This is a genomic window from Actinorectispora metalli (assembly GCF_056323685.1).
In genome coordinates this window covers 3,308,523-3,327,716 of record NZ_JBREYE010000001.1, presented here as the reverse complement: position 1 = coordinate 3,327,716, position 19,194 = coordinate 3,308,523, and the positions used below count along the sequence as shown (strand labels likewise).

22 protein-coding genes are annotated in these 19,194 nt (G+C 68.8%); 15 read left to right on the top strand and 7 right to left on the bottom strand.

Annotated features, from left to right (window positions below; translation table 11 throughout):
• Nucleotides 1–35 precede the first annotated feature (35 nt).
• Nucleotides 36–1,454 (bottom strand): MFS transporter, encoded by a 1,419-nt coding sequence (locus ACU6XJ_RS15655; RefSeq protein WP_476311632.1) that lies wholly within the window; start codon nucleotides 1,452–1,454, stop codon nucleotides 36–38.
• Between the two features lie 165 nt (nucleotides 1,455–1,619).
• Here ACU6XJ_RS15655 and ACU6XJ_RS15650 point away from each other — a divergent pair, with 165 nt between their 5' ends.
• From ACU6XJ_RS15650 to ACU6XJ_RS15640, 3 genes are read left to right on the top strand one after another with little or no spacing between them, the layout of a single operon-like run.
• Entirely contained in the window at nucleotides 1,620–2,360 is a 741-nt protein-coding gene (locus ACU6XJ_RS15650) for an SDR family NAD(P)-dependent oxidoreductase (RefSeq protein ID WP_476311629.1), read from the top strand.
• Between the two features lie 35 nt (nucleotides 2,361–2,395).
• A complete protein-coding gene (locus ACU6XJ_RS15645) occupies nucleotides 2,396–2,791 on the top strand; it encodes a SchA/CurD-like domain-containing protein (protein ID WP_476311626.1) in 396 nt (131 codons plus the stop codon).
• Between the two features lie 5 nt (nucleotides 2,792–2,796).
• Nucleotides 2,797–3,660, top strand: coding sequence for an NAD(P)-dependent oxidoreductase (locus tag ACU6XJ_RS15640; RefSeq protein WP_476311623.1), 864 nt, complete (start codon nucleotides 2,797–2,799; stop codon nucleotides 3,658–3,660).
• Between the two features lie 37 nt (nucleotides 3,661–3,697).
• Here ACU6XJ_RS15640 and ACU6XJ_RS15635 read toward each other — a convergent pair whose 3' ends face one another.
• Both ACU6XJ_RS15635 and ACU6XJ_RS15630 read right to left on the bottom strand, forming a co-directional pair.
• A complete protein-coding gene (locus ACU6XJ_RS15635; protein ID WP_476311620.1) occupies nucleotides 3,698–3,958 on the bottom strand; it encodes a hypothetical protein in 261 nt (86 codons plus the stop codon).
• Nucleotides 3,959–4,267: 309 nt separating this feature from the next.
• Complete coding sequence (locus ACU6XJ_RS15630; RefSeq protein WP_476311617.1) at nucleotides 4,268–5,347, bottom strand: PQQ-dependent sugar dehydrogenase; 1,080 nt, start codon at nucleotides 5,345–5,347, stop codon at nucleotides 4,268–4,270.
• 234 nt (nucleotides 5,348–5,581) lie between these two features.
• On the opposite strand from ACU6XJ_RS15630, the gene pqqA reads away from it, so the two are divergent.
• From pqqA to pqqB, 5 genes are all read left to right on the top strand, one after another.
• A complete protein-coding gene (pqqA, locus tag ACU6XJ_RS15625; RefSeq protein WP_476311614.1) occupies nucleotides 5,582–5,716 on the top strand; it encodes a pyrroloquinoline quinone precursor peptide PqqA in 135 nt (44 codons plus the stop codon).
• A gap of 89 nt (nucleotides 5,717–5,805) precedes the next feature.
• On the top strand, nucleotides 5,806–6,504 hold the full coding sequence (gene pqqC, locus ACU6XJ_RS15620; protein ID WP_476311611.1) for a pyrroloquinoline-quinone synthase PqqC: 699 nt from the start codon (nucleotides 5,806–5,808) through the stop codon (nucleotides 6,502–6,504).
• A complete protein-coding gene (gene pqqD / locus ACU6XJ_RS15615) occupies nucleotides 6,501–6,803 on the top strand; it encodes a pyrroloquinoline quinone biosynthesis peptide chaperone PqqD (protein WP_476311609.1) in 303 nt (100 codons plus the stop codon). Before pqqC ends, pqqD begins: the two co-directional genes overlap by 4 nt.
• The gene (gene pqqE / locus ACU6XJ_RS15610) at nucleotides 6,800–7,894 is read left to right on the top strand and encodes a pyrroloquinoline quinone biosynthesis protein PqqE (RefSeq protein ID WP_476311606.1); all 1,095 of its coding nucleotides are present in this window, start codon (nucleotides 6,800–6,802) and stop codon (nucleotides 7,892–7,894) included. Before pqqD ends, pqqE begins: the two co-directional genes overlap by 4 nt.
• Complete coding sequence (gene pqqB, locus ACU6XJ_RS15605; protein ID WP_476311603.1) at nucleotides 7,891–8,787, top strand: pyrroloquinoline quinone biosynthesis protein PqqB; 897 nt, start codon at nucleotides 7,891–7,893, stop codon at nucleotides 8,785–8,787. Before pqqE ends, pqqB begins: the two co-directional genes overlap by 4 nt.
• Before the next feature lie 35 nt (nucleotides 8,788–8,822).
• On the opposite strand, the gene ACU6XJ_RS15600 is transcribed toward pqqB, so the two are convergent.
• Complete coding sequence (locus ACU6XJ_RS15600; RefSeq protein WP_476311601.1) at nucleotides 8,823–9,857, bottom strand: methyltransferase; 1,035 nt, start codon at nucleotides 9,855–9,857, stop codon at nucleotides 8,823–8,825.
• Nucleotides 9,858–10,038: 181 nt separating this feature from the next.
• Entirely contained in the window at nucleotides 10,039–11,223 is a 1,185-nt protein-coding gene (locus ACU6XJ_RS15595) for a nucleotide disphospho-sugar-binding domain-containing protein (protein ID WP_476311599.1), read from the bottom strand.
• A 177-nt stretch (nucleotides 11,224–11,400) separates the two neighbouring features.
• On the opposite strand from ACU6XJ_RS15595, the gene ACU6XJ_RS15590 reads away from it, so the two are divergent.
• From ACU6XJ_RS15590 to ACU6XJ_RS15570, 5 genes are all read left to right on the top strand, one after another.
• Nucleotides 11,401–12,240, top strand: coding sequence for an LLM class flavin-dependent oxidoreductase (locus ACU6XJ_RS15590; RefSeq protein WP_476311596.1), 840 nt, complete (start codon nucleotides 11,401–11,403; stop codon nucleotides 12,238–12,240).
• Nucleotides 12,237–12,935, top strand: coding sequence for an SDR family NAD(P)-dependent oxidoreductase (locus ACU6XJ_RS15585; RefSeq protein ID WP_476311593.1), 699 nt, complete (start codon nucleotides 12,237–12,239; stop codon nucleotides 12,933–12,935). Before ACU6XJ_RS15590 ends, ACU6XJ_RS15585 begins: the two co-directional genes overlap by 4 nt.
• A 3-nt stretch (nucleotides 12,936–12,938) precedes the next feature.
• Complete coding sequence (locus ACU6XJ_RS15580) at nucleotides 12,939–13,391, top strand: anthrone oxygenase family protein (protein WP_476311590.1); 453 nt, start codon at nucleotides 12,939–12,941, stop codon at nucleotides 13,389–13,391.
• A 22-nt stretch (nucleotides 13,392–13,413) separates the two neighbouring features.
• Nucleotides 13,414–13,860, top strand: a complete 447-nt coding sequence (locus tag ACU6XJ_RS15575; protein ID WP_476311587.1) for a hypothetical protein — start codon at nucleotides 13,414–13,416, stop codon at nucleotides 13,858–13,860.
• A 120-nt stretch (nucleotides 13,861–13,980) separates the two neighbouring features.
• A complete protein-coding gene (locus tag ACU6XJ_RS15570; RefSeq protein WP_476311585.1) occupies nucleotides 13,981–14,472 on the top strand; it encodes a hypothetical protein in 492 nt (163 codons plus the stop codon).
• A gap of 87 nt (nucleotides 14,473–14,559) precedes the next feature.
• On the opposite strand, the gene ACU6XJ_RS15565 is transcribed toward ACU6XJ_RS15570, so the two are convergent.
• Nucleotides 14,560–16,074, bottom strand: coding sequence for a PDR/VanB family oxidoreductase (locus ACU6XJ_RS15565; RefSeq protein WP_476311582.1), 1,515 nt, complete (start codon nucleotides 16,072–16,074; stop codon nucleotides 14,560–14,562).
• Between the two features lie 206 nt (nucleotides 16,075–16,280).
• On the opposite strand from ACU6XJ_RS15565, the gene ACU6XJ_RS15560 reads away from it, so the two are divergent.
• Nucleotides 16,281–17,768, top strand: coding sequence for a peptide MFS transporter (locus ACU6XJ_RS15560; protein WP_476311580.1), 1,488 nt, complete (start codon nucleotides 16,281–16,283; stop codon nucleotides 17,766–17,768).
• Here the strand turns inward: ACU6XJ_RS15560 and ACU6XJ_RS15555 are convergent.
• Nucleotides 17,738–18,796, bottom strand: coding sequence for an AI-2E family transporter (locus ACU6XJ_RS15555; protein WP_476311577.1), 1,059 nt, complete (start codon nucleotides 18,794–18,796; stop codon nucleotides 17,738–17,740). The genes ACU6XJ_RS15560 and ACU6XJ_RS15555 overlap by 31 nt on opposite strands.
• A gap of 131 nt (nucleotides 18,797–18,927) precedes the next feature.
• Here ACU6XJ_RS15555 and ACU6XJ_RS15550 point away from each other — a divergent pair, with 131 nt between their 5' ends.
• The gene (locus ACU6XJ_RS15550) at nucleotides 18,928–19,188 is read left to right on the top strand and encodes a Prokaryotic metallothionein (RefSeq protein WP_476311575.1); all 261 of its coding nucleotides are present in this window, start codon (nucleotides 18,928–18,930) and stop codon (nucleotides 19,186–19,188) included.
• The last annotated feature ends 6 nt before the right edge of the window (nucleotides 19,189–19,194 follow it).

Below are 19,194 nucleotides of genomic sequence, written 5' to 3'. Positions count from 1 at the left end.
TGTTTGATCACAACAGACAGCCGATCTGGCGGAACTCATGTCTGCGGTTGTTTGAATCTCACGGGCAGCTTGAAAATCAGCAGAAGGCTGAGCAGCAGCACGCCGAGTTCGTAGAACAACGTTTTGACCAGCGTCGACGTGTAGGCGGCCGGATCGGCGTTCTCAGGCAGCAGCACGAAGAACACCACGCTGATCAGTGCGATACCGAGCGCGGTGCCGATCTGCAACGCCGTGGACAGCAGGCCGGAGGCCGAGCCCGCGTCCTCGGTGGGGACGCCTGCCAGCACCAGGTCCATCAGCGATGGCGCCACCAGGCCCATCCCTGCCCCCGTCACGGCCAAGCCCGGGGCGAGCTGCCAGCTGGTGATCGCTCCACTGTGGATGGACAGCTCCACCATGAGCAGCGCGATGCCCACTGCCATGGTGGCCACGCCGATGAGAAGCAGCTTTCGGCCCAGTTTCGGGGCGAGCGCGATGCCGATCCCGGAGGTCACCATGATCGCGATGGGCCAGGGCAGCGAGGTGAGGCCGGTGTCCAGCGTGGAGAAGCCGAGGCCGGTTTGCAGCACGATGGTGTAGATCAGGAAGAACGAGGAGATCCCGGCGAACAGCGTGATATGCAGGGCCAAGCCCGCGCTGAACGCCTTGTTGCGGAACAGCTCCATCGGGACCAATGGTGAGGAACGTTTGCGCTCGTAGTTCGCGAACCGGGCGAACACCGGGACCGACAGCGGCAGCAGCACCAGCAGCCACCACGGCCAGCGCAGCGTCGGGCCCTCGATCAGCGGGAACATCAGCAGCAGCAGGGCGGCGGTGATGAGGCCGACGCCGCCGAGGTCCAGCCGCAGCGGCCGCTCGGAGCGCGACTCGGGGATGACCAGCGCGCCGACGACGAGGATGAGCAGGCCGACCGGGATGTTGACCAGGAAGATCCAGCGCCAGCCCAGTCCGGCCACGTCACCGTCGATGAGCAGACCGGCGATCAGCGGGCCGCTGACGTTGGCCACGCCCGCCATCGCGCCGTAGGCGGCCAGCGGGGCGCCCCTGCGGTCCGGCGGGAAGCTCACCTGGATCACAGACAGCACCTGCGGCACCATCAACGCGGCCATCGCGCCCTGCAACACCCGCGCCGCGATCAGCATGGCCGCGCTGTCGGCGAGCCCGCAGAGCAGGGAGGCGGCCACGAATCCGGCGACGCCGAGCAGGAACAGCCGCTTGCGGCCGTAGATATCGCCGAGCCTGCCGCCGGTGACCAGCCCCAGCGCGAAGGCCAGCACATAGCCGGCCACCATCCATTCCACAGCGGCCGCCGAGGCGTGCAGGTCAGCCTGGATCACCGGGGTCGCCAGGATGATGATCCCCGCGTCGAGAAAGTCCATGAACCCGGCGAGCAGCACCGTCACCAACACGGTGACCCGGCTGCGGACCGCGGGTTCGGCGATGGCCGTGCTCATCCCATTCCTCACTTTCGCCAAGAATCTTGGTTACTAAGAAACTTAGCAGCTGGCAGGTTGGGGTGGAAGCGCTTGTCGGCCGGCTTCCAGTGGCGTTCGAGCCGATCCCCAGCGGGCGTTGTGAGCCTCTAGACGCCGAAAACCGCCGTACACATGGGGAGAGATGTGAAGACGCTCGGACTCGAAGGAAAGCGTGCGCTGGTCACCGGCGGCACGCGTGGGGTCGGCCGGGCGGTTTGCCTCGCGCTGGCCGGTGCCGGTGCCCAGGTCGCCGCCTGCTACCGGCGTGACAAGGAGGCGGCCAAGCAGTTGGCCGCCGACCTCGACGCACTCGGCGCCAAGCACCTCGTGGTGCAGGCCGACATCACCGCGACCGAGGACGTCGACCGGCTGGCGCGGGAGGTCGGCGAGGTTTTCGGCGGCCTGGACGTGCTGGTCAACAACGCCGGAGTGGACGGCCACGGGCCGTACGATGAGCTGCCCATCGAGGAGTGGAACCGGCTGATCGGCACCAACCTCACCGCGATGCACGTGGTCACCCAGACCGTGCTGCCGCTGCTGGCCGAGGGCGCCTCGGTGGTCAACATCGGCGCCGCGGTGGCCTCCCGCGGACGCCAGTTCAAGGTGCACCACACCGCGGCCAAGGCAGGCGTGCTCGGGCTGAGCCGCTCACTGGCCAAGGAGCTCGGCGGCCACGGCATCCGGGTCAACACGGTCGCCCCCGGCATCGTCGAGGACGAGCCGGGCGCGGGCCTGCCGCCGCAGGTCCACCAGCAGCTGGTGAAGCTCACCGCGCTGGGCAGGCTGGCCACCCCCGCCGATGTGGCGGGTGCCGTGGCATTCCTCGCGGGCGACCTCGCCCGCTACATCACCGGCGCGACGCTGACCGTCGACGGCGGCATCTGAAGTCCAGTCACAGTTGCTAAGGGAGTTGTTCTGACATGCCGTACGCAGCGATCACCTACAAGGTCAAGCCCGGTTACGAGGAGGAGATCGCCAAGATCTTCGGCGAGTTCAAGCGCGCCAGCTCGCCGGTGCTGCTCAACGAGGCGGGCGAGGAGGTCGGCAAGCTGCTGGGCACCGGTGTCTTCATCAGCGGCGGCACCATGGTCCGCTTCATCCACTACTCCGGCGGCGACCTGGAGGACATCGGCCGCCACATGGCCAAGCAGCCCGGCGTGCACGAGGTGGAGGAGCGGCTCAAGCCCTACCTGGCCGAAGAGCGCAACACCGCCACCGAGGAAGGCTTCCGCAACCACTTCCGCAACAGCGTGATGCGCTGCATCTCGCAGCTGTCGCTGGACACGCTGCCCGGCTACGCGGGCGCGGCCAAGTGACGGCGGTGGCCACCGCCCGGCTCGCGATCCTGGGCCTGGGCAACATGGGCGGCGGCGTCGCGCACCACCTGGTGGAGTCCGGCTTCGAGGTGACGGTCTACAACCGCACCGCGGAGCGGGCCGCCCCGGTGGTCGCGGCGGGCGCCGTACTCGCGCCCAGCGTCCCGGAGGCGGTGGCGCAGGCCGATGTGGTGCTGCTCAGCCTGGCCGACGAGAACGCCGTGGAGCAGGTGCTCCGCGCCGCGCTGCCCGCGCTGAAGCCCGGCGCCACCGTGGTCGACTGCTCCACGGTGTCGCCCCGCTTCTCCCGCAAGCTGTCCAAGCTGGCGGCGCTGGCGGGCCACCGCCGCATCGAGGCCTGCCTGATCGGCAACCCCATGCAGGCCCGCCAGGGCCAGCTGCGGGTACTCGCCGCGGGCGCGGAGTCCGATGTGGACGCCGTCCGCCCCGTGCTCACCGCAGCAGGCCGCGAACTGGTGTACCTGGGCCCGGTAGGCAACGCCGCCACCCTGAAACTGGTGCTGAACCTGCTGCTCGGCGCCCAGGTCGCCTCCTTCGTCGAGGCCCTCTCCTACGGCGAGAAGGCAGGCCTGGACCGGACAACACTGCTGGAGGCGATCACCTCCACCACCGGCTTCGCCTCGGAGGTGATGCGGTTCCGCGCGAACTTCATCCGCTCCGGCCAGTACGAGCCCGCCGCGTTCCGCACGGTGTTGATGGCCAAGGACATGCGCCTGGCCCTGGAAGACGCGGCCGCCCTAGGCGCCGAAATGCCCGTCATCGCCCGCACCGCAGAACGCTTCAACGCGGCGGTCGCGGCAGGCCACGGCGACAAGGACGCCGCGGTGATCATGGAGCTGCACAACTGAGATCGCAGAAGGAGCCCGCGGGTCGATGATGGCGCCATCATCGACCCGCGGGCTCGCGTTCGCGTGCGCCCCAAGCGAGCAGGCCGCAACCGCCCGCCAACAAGACGGCCGCCGAGCCGATCCCGGTGAGCATCGCGACCGTCAGCGAGCCCACCCCGATCGTGCCGACGACCGTCAGCAACGCGGCGATCCGCAGGGCGGGCGGACCGCTCTCGTGAGCGGGCCACCCGAGCCAGCAGTCGGCCTGCCTGCGGAGAAAGGCATTCGCCCGATGGGCGTGCCGCCGGATGGTGTGCATTTCCCTCGGTTCCGCCGAACTGTCCTCGCCTATTCATCATCCTGGCTGCGACAGCACATCGGTCCGTCTCCGCCCGCCGCTGCGTCGAGTGGTCGACGACATCGATGAAGTGCACGTTCCGGAAACAGGTAAATGCGGGTGATCGGCTCTACTCACCATCTGGTCGACCGCTCACCGTTAAACATCCCCCATTGGCCGACCGGCGTATGCGAATGCTCGTGCAGAATCTGGTGCACCGGAATCTGCACCAACCAGAAGACGCGCGGAAAGGCGGGCGAGGGGTCGCTCGCCCGCCTTCCGTGTGTGATGTCAGCCCGTGATCGAGAGGATGCGGTCATCCTCCGGGGCGGGCTGGCCCCACTGGTTGTCCTTGTTGGACGTGCTCACCCAGAGGCTGCAGCCGTCGGGAGCGGGCAGCACGGTGCGGAGGCGGCCGTAGGTCTCCTGGAAGAGGGCCTGCTGGTCGCCGATGGTGCCGTCGCCGTTCAGCTTGATCTTCCACAGGCGCTCGCCGCGCAGGGCGGCCATGTAGATGTGGCCCTTGTAGATCGCGATGCCGCTGGGCGAGGCCTCCAGGTGGTCCCAGGTGCGCAGCGGCTCGGTGAAGCCCTTGTTCTGGTTCTCTGGAGCGCAGAAGCCCTCGCAGATCGGCCAGCCGTAGTTGGCGCCGGGCTTGATGCGGTTCATCTCGTCGATGTCATCGCCGATCTCGGAGGCGTACACCCTGCCCTCGCGGTCCCAGGCGATGCCCTGGACGTTGCGGTGACCCATGCTGTACACCAGCGAGCCCGGGAACGGGTTGCCGCGGGCGGGCTTGCCGTCCAGGGTCATCCGCAGGATCTTGCCGCCCAGCGACTTCTGGTCCTGCGGCGACGACGCCACCGTGCCGTCGCCGGTGGTGGCCCACAGGTTTCCGTCGGGGCCGATGGCCAGCCTGCCGCCGTTGTGGAACTGACCGCGCGGGATGCCGGTCACGAGCGGCTGCGGCTCGCCGCCGAGGCGGAGCTTGGAGATGCGGTTGTCCTCCTTGGTGGCGTGGTAGATGAACACCGTCCGGTCCCAGCGGTAATGCGGGGAAACGGCGATACCGAGCAGACCGCCCTCGTCGGGCAGGTTGGGGGTGGTGTCGATCTTCGGGGGCAGCGCGATGCGCTGGACCTCGGTGGTCTTGCCGTTGCGCAGCGACAGGATGCGGCCGCTGTCCCGCTCGGTGATCAGCGAACTGCCATCGGGCAGGTGCGCGACACCCCAGATGATGTCCAGCTTTCCGGTCACCATGACCGGCGCGGACGCTTCGGACTGCGCCGAGACCGGTGCGGTCACCAGTGCGGTCGCGATCGCCGTGGCGACTGCCGCGAGGACCGCGGTCACGCTCCGACGAAGTGCCATGAATACTCCTTGAAGTCGGGTTCCCCAGTTGAATTATCTTTGGGTTTCCGGCCGAACGGATAATTCCAGGTTGCACCTTGTTAGAGCGACCTCGAATTATGATCGAAAGCCGGTGGAGGTAATTATTCTGTAAGCCTTTGCCCGCCCCATGAATTTGATCGGCAGCTATCGTCGATAGCGTGCGATCGACCTGGCAATTCGACATCCGCGATCGCACCGGCAGATAAGGAGACCATGCATATGGCCGTGAACAGCGACGTTGTCCGGGACGCCGCCGCGGAGCAGGCCGCTCCAGAGGCGTGGGTCCGCCCTGAATTCACTGAAATCGAGTGCGCCATGGAGATCACCGCTTACGCTGCCCGCGCGTAGTAGTCGGTTGCTCCGGTGAACGGTGACACGCCTCCGACCTGTAAACCGGAGGGGGCGTGTCACCGCCGGGCGGAAGATGGGAGCAGGAGATGACCGAGCCGAGGACGGCCACCGAGTTCGAGTCGGCGCTGCGCGCGCTGGACCACCGCTACTGGCATGACCACCCGTTCCACCGCAGGCTGCACCTTGGCGAGCTCAGCAAGGACGAGCTGCGGCTGTGGGCGGCCAACCGCTGGTACTACCAGCGCTGCCTGCCGCAAAAGGACGCCGCCATCCTGGCCAACTGCCCGCTGCCGGAAGTGCGCAGGATGTGGCTGTCCCGCATCACCTACCACGACGGCACCGACTCGACGGGCGGCGGCGCCGAGAAGTGGATGCGGCTGGCCGAGGCCGTCGGGCTGTCCCGCGAGGAGGTCGCCGACGAGCGCTATGTGCTGCCGGGCGTCCGCTTCGCGGTGGACGCCTACGTCAACCTGGCCCGCACCCGACCGTGGACCGAGGCGGTGGCCTCCGGGCTCACCGAACTGTTCTCCCCCGGGCTGATGCGACGCAGGCTCGCCGATATGCGGGCCAGCTACCCGTGGATCGCCGAGGAAGGATTCGAGTACTTCACCGCACGGCTGGAGGTGCTCGGCAGGGAAGGCGGCAACACGCTGGAACTGGTGCTGCGGCACTGCCGGACCCGCGAGCAGCAGGATGCCGCGATCGCGGCGCTGTCCTTCAAATGCGATGTGCTGCGGTGCATCCTGGACGCCCTGGACTACGAAAGCGGGCACGGCAAGCCATGACGGCGATCGACGCATCGGCGGTGCCCGCACTGGCGCCCGGCGCCCGGCTGCGGCACGACCCGGTGCGGGGCAGCGATGTGCTGCTGTTCCCCGAGGGCGTGCTGCTGCTCAACCCCACCGCGGCCGCGGTGCTACGCAGGTTGGGTGACGGCCGCACCGTCGACGCCATCGCCGCCGACCTGCGCGAGGACTACCGGGAAGCCGAACCCGGCGCACTGCTGACGCAGACCGCCGAGCTGCTGTCGGCGCTGCGCGAGCGCCGACTGGTTCGCATCGAGGACCGAGAGAGGGAACCGTGAACGACGTCGCCCCGCCGTTCGGGCTGCTGGCCGAGCTCACCCACCGCTGCCCGCTGCACTGCCCCTACTGCTCGAACCCGCTGGAGCTGGCCCGCCGGGACGCCGAGTTGGACACCGAGACCTGGCGTTCGGTGCTGACGCAGGCCCGCGAGCTCGGGGTGCTCCAGGTGCACTTCTCGGGAGGCGAACCGCTGCTTCGCCGGGATCTGCCGGAGCTTGTCGCGCACGCCGCGGCGCTGGACTGCTACTGCAACCTGGTCACCAGCGGACTGGGGCTGACCGACGCGGTCGCCGAGGATCTCGCCGAACGCGGCATCGCCCACGTGCAGTTGTCCTTTCAGGACAGTGACCCGGACACCGCGGACCGCTATGCCGGTGCCCGCGCGCACCATCCCAAACTGCTGGCCGCCAAGGTGGTCAAGCGGCTGGGGCTGCCGCTGAGCATGAACGTGGTGCTGCACCGCGGGAACCTGGACCGCATCGCGGGCATCATCGACCTCGCCGAGCAGCTTGGCGCGGACCGGCTGGAGCTGGCCAACACCCAGTACTACGGCTGGGCGCTGCGCAACCGCAGCGCGCTGATGCCGACCAAGGAGCAGCTCGCGGCGGCCGAACCGGTGGTGAAGGCGGCCCAGGAGCGGCTGGGCGGGAGCATGCAGATCGTGTACGTGCTCGCCGACTATTACAGCGACTACCCCAAGCCGTGCATGAACGGCTGGGGCGCGCACCAGCTCACGATCTCGCCCAACGGTGACGTACTGCCCTGCCCGGCGGCCAACGTCATCGACACCCTGAAGATCGACAACGTGACCCGCACCCCGCTGCGGGAGATCTGGTACCGCTCCTCGTCGTTCAACGCCTACCGCGGCACCGACTGGATGCCGGAGCCGTGCATCAGCTGCGCCCGGCGGGACACCGACTTCGGCGGCTGCCGCTGCCAGGCGTTCCTGATCACCGGCGACGCCGGCGCCACCGACCCGGTGTGCTCGCTGTCCCCGCACCGCGACAGGATCGACCGCGCGCTCGCGGGCGCGGGCGGAGGCGCGGAGTTGGTGATGCGCCGGATCACCAGCGATCGGGGGAGTCGATGAAGGTCCTGCTGCTGGGCACCGCGGCGGGCGGCGGCCTGCCGCAGTGGAACTGCGCCTGCGAGCCGTGCGCGCTGGCCAGGGCAGGCGAGATCCCGATGCGTACCCAGGACGGCTTGGCGATCAGCGCGGACGGCACCGACTGGTACCTGGTGAACGCCTCGCCGGACATCCGGCAGCAGCTCATCGGGACCGAGGCGCTGGCCGCGGGCCCCGGTCCGCGGCAGACGCCGGTGAAGGGCGCGCTGCTCACCGACGCGGAACTCGACCACGCGCTGGGCCTGCTCCTGCTGCGGGAGAGCAACGGCCTGCGGGTGCACGCGCCCCGGCGGGTGATCGGCGCCCTGCACGAGGCGTTCCCGGTCGCGGGCGTGCTGGCCCGCTACGGCGACTGGGACTGGCAGCCCGTCGAACCCGGCGCACCGTTCACTGTGGACGGTCGTCTGGAGGTGACCGCCTTCGAGGTCAGCGGCAAGCGCCCGCGCTATGCCGCCGACCAGCCCGAAGGCACCTGGGTGGTGGCCTACCGCATCGCCGACCCGGACACCGGCGGCGTCCTCGTCTACGCCCCATGCCTGGCGACCTGGCCCGCGGGCTTCGACGCGCTGCTGGCGGACGCCTCCTGCGCGATCGTCGACGGCACCTTCCACGGCTCGACCGAGTTCGGCGACGCTACGGCCGGGGTGGTGAACAAGACGCAGGCCTCGATGGGGCATGTGCCCATCGCGGGGCCGGACGGCAGCCTGGCGGCCTTCGCCCGGCACCCGCACCTGCGTCGCGTCTACACCCACCTCAACAACACCAATCCGGCCGTGGTCGCGGGCTCCGCGCAACGCGTGGCCATCGAATCAGCGGGGGCCGAGGTGCTGGACGACGGCACCCTGCTGACGCTGTGAATTCCTCACCCGCCGATCGCCCGCTCCCGCGATGGTCAACGGTCCTTCCTGGCGACGACTAACACGTCATGGTCACCGATCGGCGTCATGGCGACCTCGCCGAAGCCCGCCGTGCTTAGCCAGCCCTTGCATTCCGCCGCGGTGTACTCGGACCCGCCCGGGGTGACCAGCAGCATGTCCATGCTGATCACGGTGCTCCACAGGTCGGTCGGCTCCTCCTCGAGAAGCTGGTCGTAGATCAGCAGGGCGCCGCCGGGGCGGATCGCGTGGAACGCTTTGGTGATCAGCTCCTGCCGCTGCTCCGGCGCCCAGTTGTGCAACACGTGCCCCATGATCAGCACCTCGCCCTCGGGCAGCGGATCGGTGAAGAAATCCCCGCCGTGGTAGCACATGCGGTCGGTGGTGCCGAGGTCGGCCATGTGGTCGTCGAAGGCCGGTTCGATCGGCGGCAGGTCGAAGACGCAGCCCTTGAGATGGCTGTGCGCCTTGATGATCTGCGCTAGCAGGTTCCCGCGCGCCCCGCCGACGTCCACCACGGTGCGGACGTCGCGGAAGTCGAACCTGGTGGCGATCTGCGGCCCGAGCGGAGCGTTGACCGAGTCCATCATGGCCAGGAACCGGCGGAGCTGACGCGGGTCGCGCATCATCTTCGCGAAAGCGTCGCCCTGCGCGGCGTCGACCTGCGGTTCACCGGTGCGCAGCGCCTCGGTGAGCCTGCCCCAGGCCGGGTAGAGCAGGCGGTTCGCCCGGTCCAGGAAGCCACCTGCGTAGTTCGACTTGTTCCGGTCGAGGTAGCGGCCCGCCGACTCGCTGTTGCGGTAACGGTTCGCCTCCCTGGTCAGCAGACCCATGGTGGTCAGCGCGGTGAGGAAGTCGCGGGTCCCGCGGGGGTGCAGCGCAAGCCGCTCCCGCAGTTCGTCCTCGGTGGCGGGCGCCTCCGCGAGGGTGGTGAACACGTTGAGCTCCAACGCGGTCAGCACGATCTTGGCCTCGCAGAACGCGGTGCCCAGCCGGTGAATCGCCGACGGGCTCGAAACCCCGGCGCCGACGAAATGTTTGACATCAGCCATCGAATTTCTCCTTGCGGGAATGGTTGATCCTTACTTCCCACCGTGGCGCAAGGGAACTCGAAATTCATTGATTTGTATCGAATGGGGACACAAATACGATAAGGAACATATGTGGATTGGACGTAAATACGAAATACCGTAAGGTCCGTCAAGACCTTACGGTATTTGTGGGTTTTCGTTTTCAGCCCGCGTACCGCTCCAGGACGGGAACCACCGCCGCGGGCAGGGGCTTGTCCTCCAGCTGCCCGCGCAGCTTCTCCGCCGCGGACCGGAAGCCGGGAGTCGCCAGCACGTCGTGCAGCGCCGAGACCACGGTGCCGTCGGCGATCTCCTCGGCGGTGAGCACCCGGCCCGCGCCCGAGGCGGCCAGCTGACGGGAGTTGAAGCGGTGATCCGGCAGCACCGGCGCCACCGCGAGTTGCGGCAGTCCGTGCAGCAGGCCGTTGAGAATGGTGCCCGCACCACCGTGGGAGATCACCGCCGAACAGGTCGGCAGCAGGTGCTCCAGCGGAGCCGACTCGGCCACGTACACCCCGTCGGGCAGGTCCGCCAGCAGGTCGCGGCGCTGGTGCCCGGCCACCACGGCCAGCACCTCGACGCCCGAGTCGGCGATTCCGCGGATCACCTCGCCCATCAACGAGCGCGCGGGGTCGAGGCGGCCGATGGTGGTGCCCCAGCTGATGCACACCCGCGGCTTGGCGGGCGCGGGCAACGCGGGCGGCAGCACGCGGTAGGCGTTGTGCGGCAGGTAGCGGATGTCCTGGCGGTTCGCGACCGGCTTGGCGACCTGCATGCCCGCCGGGCAGGCGTCCAGCGTCAGGCCCTCCCGCGGCCGGACGTCACGCAGCCCGAACCGCTCGGCGATGGGCGACAGCACCTCGACGTCCACATCGGACATACCCTCCATCGCGGCGACGTTGGACAGGATGTCCGCGCCCCACGGGAACCGCACCAGCCTGGCGTCGACGGCCTTGGCCGCCAACGCGCCGACGAAGGCGGTGGGCTCGGTGATCACCAGGTCCGGCCGCCAGTCCCTGGCCAGCGCGATGGTGTCCTCGGCCATGACGTCGGCAAGCTCGGCGAACATCCGGATGGCGCGCGGGATCTTGCGGACGCCGTCGGGACCGGGTTTGCCCGCGGCGCCGGGGCCCGCGGGCGGGTTGATGATGAGCTTGCGGAAGGCCTCCTCCATGTCCAGGTCGTGACCGACCGGGACGAAGTGCATTCCGGAGTCGGTGACCACCTCGGCCAGCCCCGGCTGACTCGCCACCCGCACCTCGTGCCCGGCCGACCGCAGGGCCCAGGCGAGCGGAACCATCGGGTAGTAGTGCGTGGGCCACGCCCAGCTTGTGATGAGCACTCGCATGCCAGGCGACGCTAGGCACCCGCGGTGGTGACCGGCTCGAAGTGGCGTCCAGTCCCGGCGGTCCACGGGTCTTCGAGCCGCGCTCTAGCCCCGCTGTGTTGCATTCGCGCCGGACGAGTAGGCGAGCCGCAGGGAGGGGCCTGAACGGATATGGACGTAGGTGTTGGACTTCCGTCGATGATTCCGGGGGCGACCGGGAACCAGGTCGTGGAATGGGCCAGCCGGGCCGATGAGCTCGACTTCTCCACCCTTGGCGTGCTGGACCGGCTTGTGTACGACAACTATGAGCCGCTGGTCGCGCTGGCGGCGGCGGCCGCGGTGACGGCACGGATCCGGTTGGCCACCACGATCCTCATCGCGCCGTACCGAGCCGATGTGCCGGTGCTGGCCAAGCAGGCCGCCTCGATCGACAGGCTTTCCGGCGGACGGCTGGTGCTCGGCATGGCCGCGGGCTTCCGCGCCGACGACTTCGAGGCCAACGGCACCGCGCACAGTCGCCGCGGCCGGGCGCTGGACGCGATGGTGGAGCGCATGCGCGCCATCTGGGCGGGCGAGCACGACGGGCTGGACCACCCGATCGGTCCGGTGCCGCTGAGCGGCCCGCGGCTGGTCTTCGGGGGGCACTCGGAGAACGCGGTGCGTCGCGCGGGCCGCTGGGGTTGGGGCTGGGTCGCGGGCGGCTCGTCGCCGCGTGGATTCGAGACCGTGCTGGAGCAGGCCCGCGAGACCTGGTCGGCGCAGGGCGTGACCACCGAGCCGCGCAAGCTCGCGGTCGGCTACTACGCCTTGGGCGACAACGCCGAGGCGCACACCGGCCGGTTCCTACAGGACTACTACGCCTTCCTCGGGCCGCAGTTCGCCGGGAAGGTCGCGGCGGGCGCGCTGAACACCGAGGCGAAGGTCGCGGGCGCCATCGAGCGCTACGCGGCCGCGGGCTGCGACGAGCTGATCCTGCTGCCATGCAGCCCCGATCCGGAGCAGGTCGACCTGCTGGCCAAGGTGCGGGATGCGGGATGAGCGGACAACGCACCGCCCTGGTCACCGGCGCCACCGGTGAGCTGGGCACCGCGATCGCGACCCGGCTCGCCGAGATGGGGCACCGGATCGTGCTGGCGGCCAGGGACACCGAAGCGGTGGCCGCCATCGCCAAGGATCTCGCCGAGCGGACCGGGGCGCCGACCGACTGGGTCGCACTCGAGGTCACCGACGCGAGTTCGGTGGACGCCGCACGCGACTCGGTCGGCGCGGTGGACATCCTGGTCAACAACGCCGGGGTGCTGCTGGACGCTGGGCACGACGCGGCGACCGTGGCCATGGACCTGGTGGAGCGGACGCTGGCGGTGAACACCCTCGGCGCCTGGCGGGTGGCGCAGGCGTTCCTGCCGGGCATGCTCGAGCGCAGGTGGGGCCGCATCGTGAACATCTCCAGCGGCACCGCCTCCTTTGCCTACGGGCTGTTCGGCGGCGCGCCGGGCTACGCGGTGTCCAAGACCGCGCTCAACGCGCTCACCGTGCTGCTCGCCAAGTCCACACAGGACACCGGGGTGCTGGTGAACGCGATCAACCCCGGCCGGGTGCGCACCCGGATGCAGCCCGACGCGCAGCGGCTGCCCGCCGAGGCCGCCGAGGACATCGCGCGGGCCGCGACGCTGCCCGACGACGGTCCCAGCGGCAGCTTCTTCCGCGCCGGTCTCGACGTCATGGGGTGGTGAGCGGTGTCCGATGTGTTGGGCGTGATCGTGCTGCTGGGCAGCGGGGTGACCGCGGGCGTGCTGTTCGCGGTCGCGTTGAGCGTGGTGCCCGCGATGGCCGCGATGGAGCGGCCGATGTACGTGCGCGCGCACAAGCTGCTCGGCCGCAACTGGGACCCCACGATGCCCGTCATCGTGTTGAGTTCGTTCCTGGCCGATGTCGTGCTGGCGTTCTTCGCGCCGAATGGAACCAGCCGGGTGCTGTTCGGCGTCGCAGCTGTGCTGATGCTGGGGGTGTCCGCCGTCTCCCACCTGGCCAACGTTCCGCTGAACAAGGCCGTGAAAGGCATGGACGACGGCGACATTCCGGATGACTGGTACGACCCGAGGCCGCTGTGGCGCAGGTGGAACCTGCTCCGCACCTCCCTTGCGGTACTCGGACTCGGACTCAACGGAATAGCAGTGACGCTGCTGTAGGAATCAGAATGGGGCGAGCAAGATGAATTCCGAGTTGGGGCGGAGGCGGCTGCTGAAAGGTGGTGCGCTCGGTGTGCTGGGGGCATTGGTCCTCGGCAGCGGCGCGCGGGCGGGCATCGTCGCGCATCCGGTGGTCGGGAACTGGCGGGTCACGGCGTACCGCGAGGACGGGGTCACCGAGAAGGACATGCCGTTCAAATTCGGCACCGATTACAGCCTGCGGTGCACGACCGTCGAAGGCAGGGCGGGCACCGGAAAATGGGAGCCGATCGACGGCTCCGCGGTCGCCACGAGCTTTCGCTCCGACCTGGTCGATGACAGCGGGAAAATCATCGGCGAGATCCGCGTCGAACAAGACCTCGCCGTGACCTCAACTGCTCTCAAAGGCAGCGCCGTCGGCCGGGCCTACGACCTCAAAGGCAACCTCCTGCGCACGGTGAACAGCAAGGTCACCGGCACGCGCGTCTGACAAACAAATACTTCACCGCGCTTTTATGGTTTCGTGACCATAAAAGCGCGGTGATTCATGTGGGAACACAACAACTCAATTCAATAAACAATGTGACACTTTTTGAAAGGACCGAAACGAATGTCTTCTCCCGACGTCAACCGCCGCGGACTGTTCAAGGTCGGTGCCGCCGTGGGCACTGCGGCCGTGGCGGGCGCCGCGCTGGCCTCCCCCGCCGCCGCCGTCGAGGACCCCGCCCCCAGCCCCGACGGGATCGGCAAGGGCGCGCACCCCGTCGTCGGCAACTGGGTCACCAAGGCGACCCGCGAGGACGGTGTCGTCGAGCCCGGCATGCTGTTCAACTTCCGGGGCGACGGCACTTTCCTCTGCTCCAACGTGGACGGCCACCCCGGCATCGGCACCTGGCGCTCGACCGGCGCGAACACCGCCGCGCTCACCTTCCGGGCGCAGCTGTTCAACGACCAGGACGTCATCTTCGGCGACATCCGCATCCAGCAGAACATCACCGTCTCCAGCAACTCCCTGACCGGATACGGCCAGGGTTCCGGCTACGACCTCTCCGGCAGGCTGCTGCTCACCGCCAAGACCCGCCTGGAGGGCAACCGCTTCTGACCGGCGATGTCATCCCTGCCGCCAAAGAATCCAGCGAGCTCAAGTACGCGGAGACGTACTCAAGCCCGCTGGATTCTTCTTTGCGAACTACAGGTCCACCACGACGCGGTCGCTGGTGGCGCGGGAGACGCACGGGTACCAGATGTCGGTGCGCTCGCGCTCGTCAGGATCGAGCACGTCGTCGCGGTGCTCCGGAACGCCGCCGAGGAGCCTGACCTCGCAGCTTCCGCAGACGCCGTCCTCGCAGGAGGCCGAGAGGTTCGGCACGATGCTGCGCATCGCCTCCAACGCGCTCTTGTCGGCGGGCACCCGCACGACATCGCCGCTCCGGGCGAACTCCACGTCGAACGCCGTGTTGTCGGCGGGGTCGTACTCCTTGCTGCTCGCGCTGAAGCGCTCCAGGTGCAGCTTGCCCTGCGGGCAGGCGGCGGGCATGAGCTCCTCGACGCCGTCCATCAACGCGTCCGGGCCACAGCAGTACACCGCGACGCCGGGCGGGGTGTTGCCCAGGTAGCTCGTCAGGTCCGGACGCGAGCGCTCATCGCGCGGGAACAGGGCGATGTTCGCCGCGCCGTAGGACATCAGCTCGTCGATGAAGGCCATCGTCTGCCTGGACCGTCCGATGTAGACCAGCCGCCACCATGCGCCGCGGGCGGCAAGCTCGCGGATCATGGGCACGAACGGGGTGATGCCGATGCCGCCCGCGATGAACAGGTATCCGGGGGCCTCCAGCAGCGGGAACTTGTTGCGCGGCCCGCGGATGGCCAGCTTCTGGCCCTGCTTCAGGTTGTGGATCTCGATCGAGCCGCCGCGGCCCTCGGGTTCGCGGAGCACCGCGACCCGGTAGCAGGACCGGTCGGCCGGGTCGCCGTGCAGCGAGTACTGCCGCACCTTGCCCGAAGGCAGCACCAGGTCGATGTGCGCACCCGGCTCCCAGGGGTGGACCGGCTTGCCCTTGGGATCGGCGATCCGCACGCTCACCACGTCGCGGGCGACCGTGTTGATCTCGCTCGCCACCGCGGGGCGGTCGTTGCTCTTGGCCTTCTTCGCCCAGCTGGTGCGGCCCCACGGCTTGTAGACGGAGATGACGGCGGCCGCGGCCAGCATGATGAACATCAGCGGCGCGCCCAGGACCAGTTGGAAGCCGGGGCTGCCCGGGTCGCCGCCGCCCGCCTTGGCGGTCCGCTCCAACGCGTCCTGCACGTTGGGGTGGGTGAAGGTGAAGGCGCTGATGAAGATGAGCAGCGTCATCGCCCACTTGACGATGATCCACCAGTGGGTGATCAGACCCCAGGGCGTGCCGGTGGCGAGCAGAATGCCGGTTACGGCGGAAAACACACTGGTGATGGTGATGATCGTTTCGTCGAAGACATACATCGCCATGTAGCCGCCCTCGGCGATCCCGGGGTCGGTCGTGTAGTACGCCATGATCGCCAGGGTGACCATCGCCAGCGACACCCCGGCCCAGGAGACCGACGCGGTCACGTGGATGGCCAGCGTCAGCTTCCGCGCCCGCGGGCTGAGCTCGAACTTCTTTTTCTTCTTCTTCGGCGGCCCTGCCGCCGGAACAGCCGTCGGACGCTCCGCTACTGACGTTGACATGACACTCAGATCCCCCTGCGCATCTCATTAACCAGGTAAGCCGTTTAGTGATCAGTTCTCTTAGATGCTGAGTGTTTCAGCATACGAGCTACCGGGCCAGTCGGTATGGGCGATTTCCGGGAGATCTCAGGGTGCCCCTAGGGACTCCAGGATCGCTGGACGGCGGCTCTAGCCGTCGCGATGAAGCTCGCGGGCGGAGGTGCGTCATGGTCACGCAGGACATCGCCGAAGAACGCACGTTTCTCGGTCAGCCCCGGTACTTCGGCATGCTGTTCGTGGTCGACATGTGGGAGCGTTTCAGCTTCTACGGGATGACCGCGATCCTCTACCTGTACCTGGTCGCGGGCCCGGCCGAGGGCGGCCTCGGCATGGACCCGGGCACGGCCACCGCCCTGTTCGGCATGTACATGGGCCTGGTGTTCATGGCCGCGCTGCCGGGCGGCTGGGTCGCGGACCGCATCCTCGGCGCCCGCCGGGCGGTGCTCTGGGGCGGCGGTCTGATCGCCTGCGGCCACTACTCGCTGAGCATCCCGGTGACCGGTTCGCTGTTCGTCGGCCTCGGCTTCATCATCATCGGCACCGGTCTGGTCAAGCCCGCGTTCGCCGCGCTGGTGGGCAGCGTCCACGAGGGGCAGAACGAGAAGCGGGAGGCCGCCTTCTCGCTGTTCTACATGAGCATCCAGATCAGCGCGCTGGTCGCGCCGGTCGCCGTCGGCTATCTCGGCGAGAAGATCAACTGGCACCTCGGCTTCGGTCTCGCGGCGATCGGCATGACCGTCGGCCTGATCCAGTACGCGGCGGGTATGAAGCAGCTTGGGCCCATCGGCGACCGGCCGGTCAACCCGGTCGACCCCGCAGTGGTGCGCGGGCTGGCCAGGCGGACCGGGCTGGTTTTCGCCGCCGTGATCGCGGTGTACGCCGTCGACATCGCCGCAGGCACGTTCCAACCCGTGCACCTACTGGCGCCGCTGGGACTGCTGACGCTCACGGTGCCCGTGGTCTACCTGCGCAAACTGCGCCGCGAACCCGCGCTGACCGAGGGTGACCGGCGCAGGCTCGGCGCCTTCACCTGGCTGCTGCTTGGCTCATCGGTGTTCTGGATGCTCTACGCGCAGAGCGGCTCGGTGCTGAGCCTGTTCGCCAAGGAGTACACCGACCGGTCGGTGCTCGGGTTCACGGTGCCCGCCAGCTGGTTCCAGTCTGCGCATCCGCTCTACATCCTCGCGCTGGCGCCGGTGTTCGCCTGGCTGTTCGTGCGGCTGGGCAAGCGGGTCGCCGCGCCCGCCAAGTTCGCGGGCGCGCTCGCCTGCGCGGGCGCGAGCTTCCTGCTGCTGTCGGTGGCCGCCTCGATCGCCGTCGCGGGCGAGGCGGTCTCGCCCGGCTGGCTGCTCGTCGCCTACTTCATCCAGGTGTGCGGTGAACTCGCGCTGGCGCCGGTCGGGCTGGCGCTGGCCGCCGCCGTGGCGCCCAAGGACTTCACCAACCGCTACCTCGGGGTGTTCTGGCTCTTCGCCGCGGTCGGTGCGGCCGTCGGTGGCATGCTCGGCCAGGCGGGCCAAGCGCTGGGGCTGCCGCTGTACTTCCTGGTGCTCGGTGCCTTCACCGGCTGCTGCGCGGTCGCGATGGCATTGGCCGCCCGGTCGTTGCGGCGCGCGCTGGAGGATCAGCCGGAGTCCAGCGCGCCGCGGCTGTAGTAGGTGAACAGCAAGGCCCGCACGGTGGTCAGCACGGGGACCGCGATCAGCGCCCCGACGATGCCCGCCAGCAGCACCCCGAGGCTGACCGAAAGCACCACCGCCAGCGGGTGCAGCCGCACCGCGGTGCCGAGCAGGAACGGCTGCAGCAGGTTTCCCTCCATGACCTGCACGCCGACCACGATCGCCAACACGATCAGCGCCGTGATCGGACCGCCGGATACGAAGGCGACCAGCACGGCGGCCAGGCCGGAGACGAACGCCCCGATGTAGGGCACGAAGCCGCCGAGGAACACCAGTGCCGCCAGCGGGAACACCAGCGGGATGCCCATGATCGCGAGGCCGATGCCGATCGCGATCCCGTCGATCAGGGCGACGGCCACGGTGGCGCGCACGTAGGCGACCAGGGCCTGGAAGGCGTTGGAGGCGGCGATGTCGATGCGGGTCCGGTAGTCCGGGGAGATGGGGCGCAGCGCGAACGTCCAGATGCGGCGGCCGTCGTAGAGGAAGAAGAACAACACGAACAGCGACAGCAGCATCCCGGTGACGATCTCCCCCACCCCGGAGAACAACGTCATCGCGTTCGAGGTCATCGACACGTCCTGGAGCCAGTCCACCGCCTGGTCGGCGACCTGGCTCACCTGCTGCGAGGTCATGTGCAGCGGGCCCTGCGCCAGCCAGTCCCGGATCTCGCGGATCGACTCGCCGATCTTGCTCTGCAGGTCGGGGAGCCCGGAGGTGAACGCGGTGACCACGAACGTCAGCAGCCCGCCGACCACGGCCAACCCGGACACCAGCACGATCACCGCCGCCAGCGCGCGGGGCATGCCGCGGCGGTCCAGCACGGACACCGCGGGGGCGAGCAGCGCCGCCAGCAGGATCGCGATGCCGACCGGGACGATCACCGGGGAGATCACAGCGAGGATGCGGCTGGCGAAGTAGAGGACCGCTCCGATCAGCAGCAGGCGCCAGCAGACCTCACCTGCGATGCGCAGCTGACGGGGCACCCTGCGTTCGTCCTCACTCACTCCTCCAGAGTGCTCCAACCGGCCCTAAGGCAAACGCCCGGGCCTGGTGAAGTTCCGGCGTCGAAGTTGCGGGCGGGTGCGCGCGGGGGAAGGCTCGGGCTCGACGTTGATTCATAAGGAGTTGAGCATCGATGGCGGCCTGTGAGGTCTGTGGCAACGAGTACTGGATGAGCTTCGACGTGCAGACGGTCAGCGGTGACAAGCACACGTTCGACTGCTTCGAATGCGCCATCCAGAAGCTCGCCCCGGTATGTGAGCACTGCAAGACCCGCATCATCGGCCACGGAGTCGAAGTGGACGGTCGGTTCTTCTGCTGTGGACACTGCGCCCGGCAGTCCGGCGACGGTGCGGCCAGCGAGATCCGCGACTCTGTCGGCGCTCGGCCCAGCTAGCGCAAC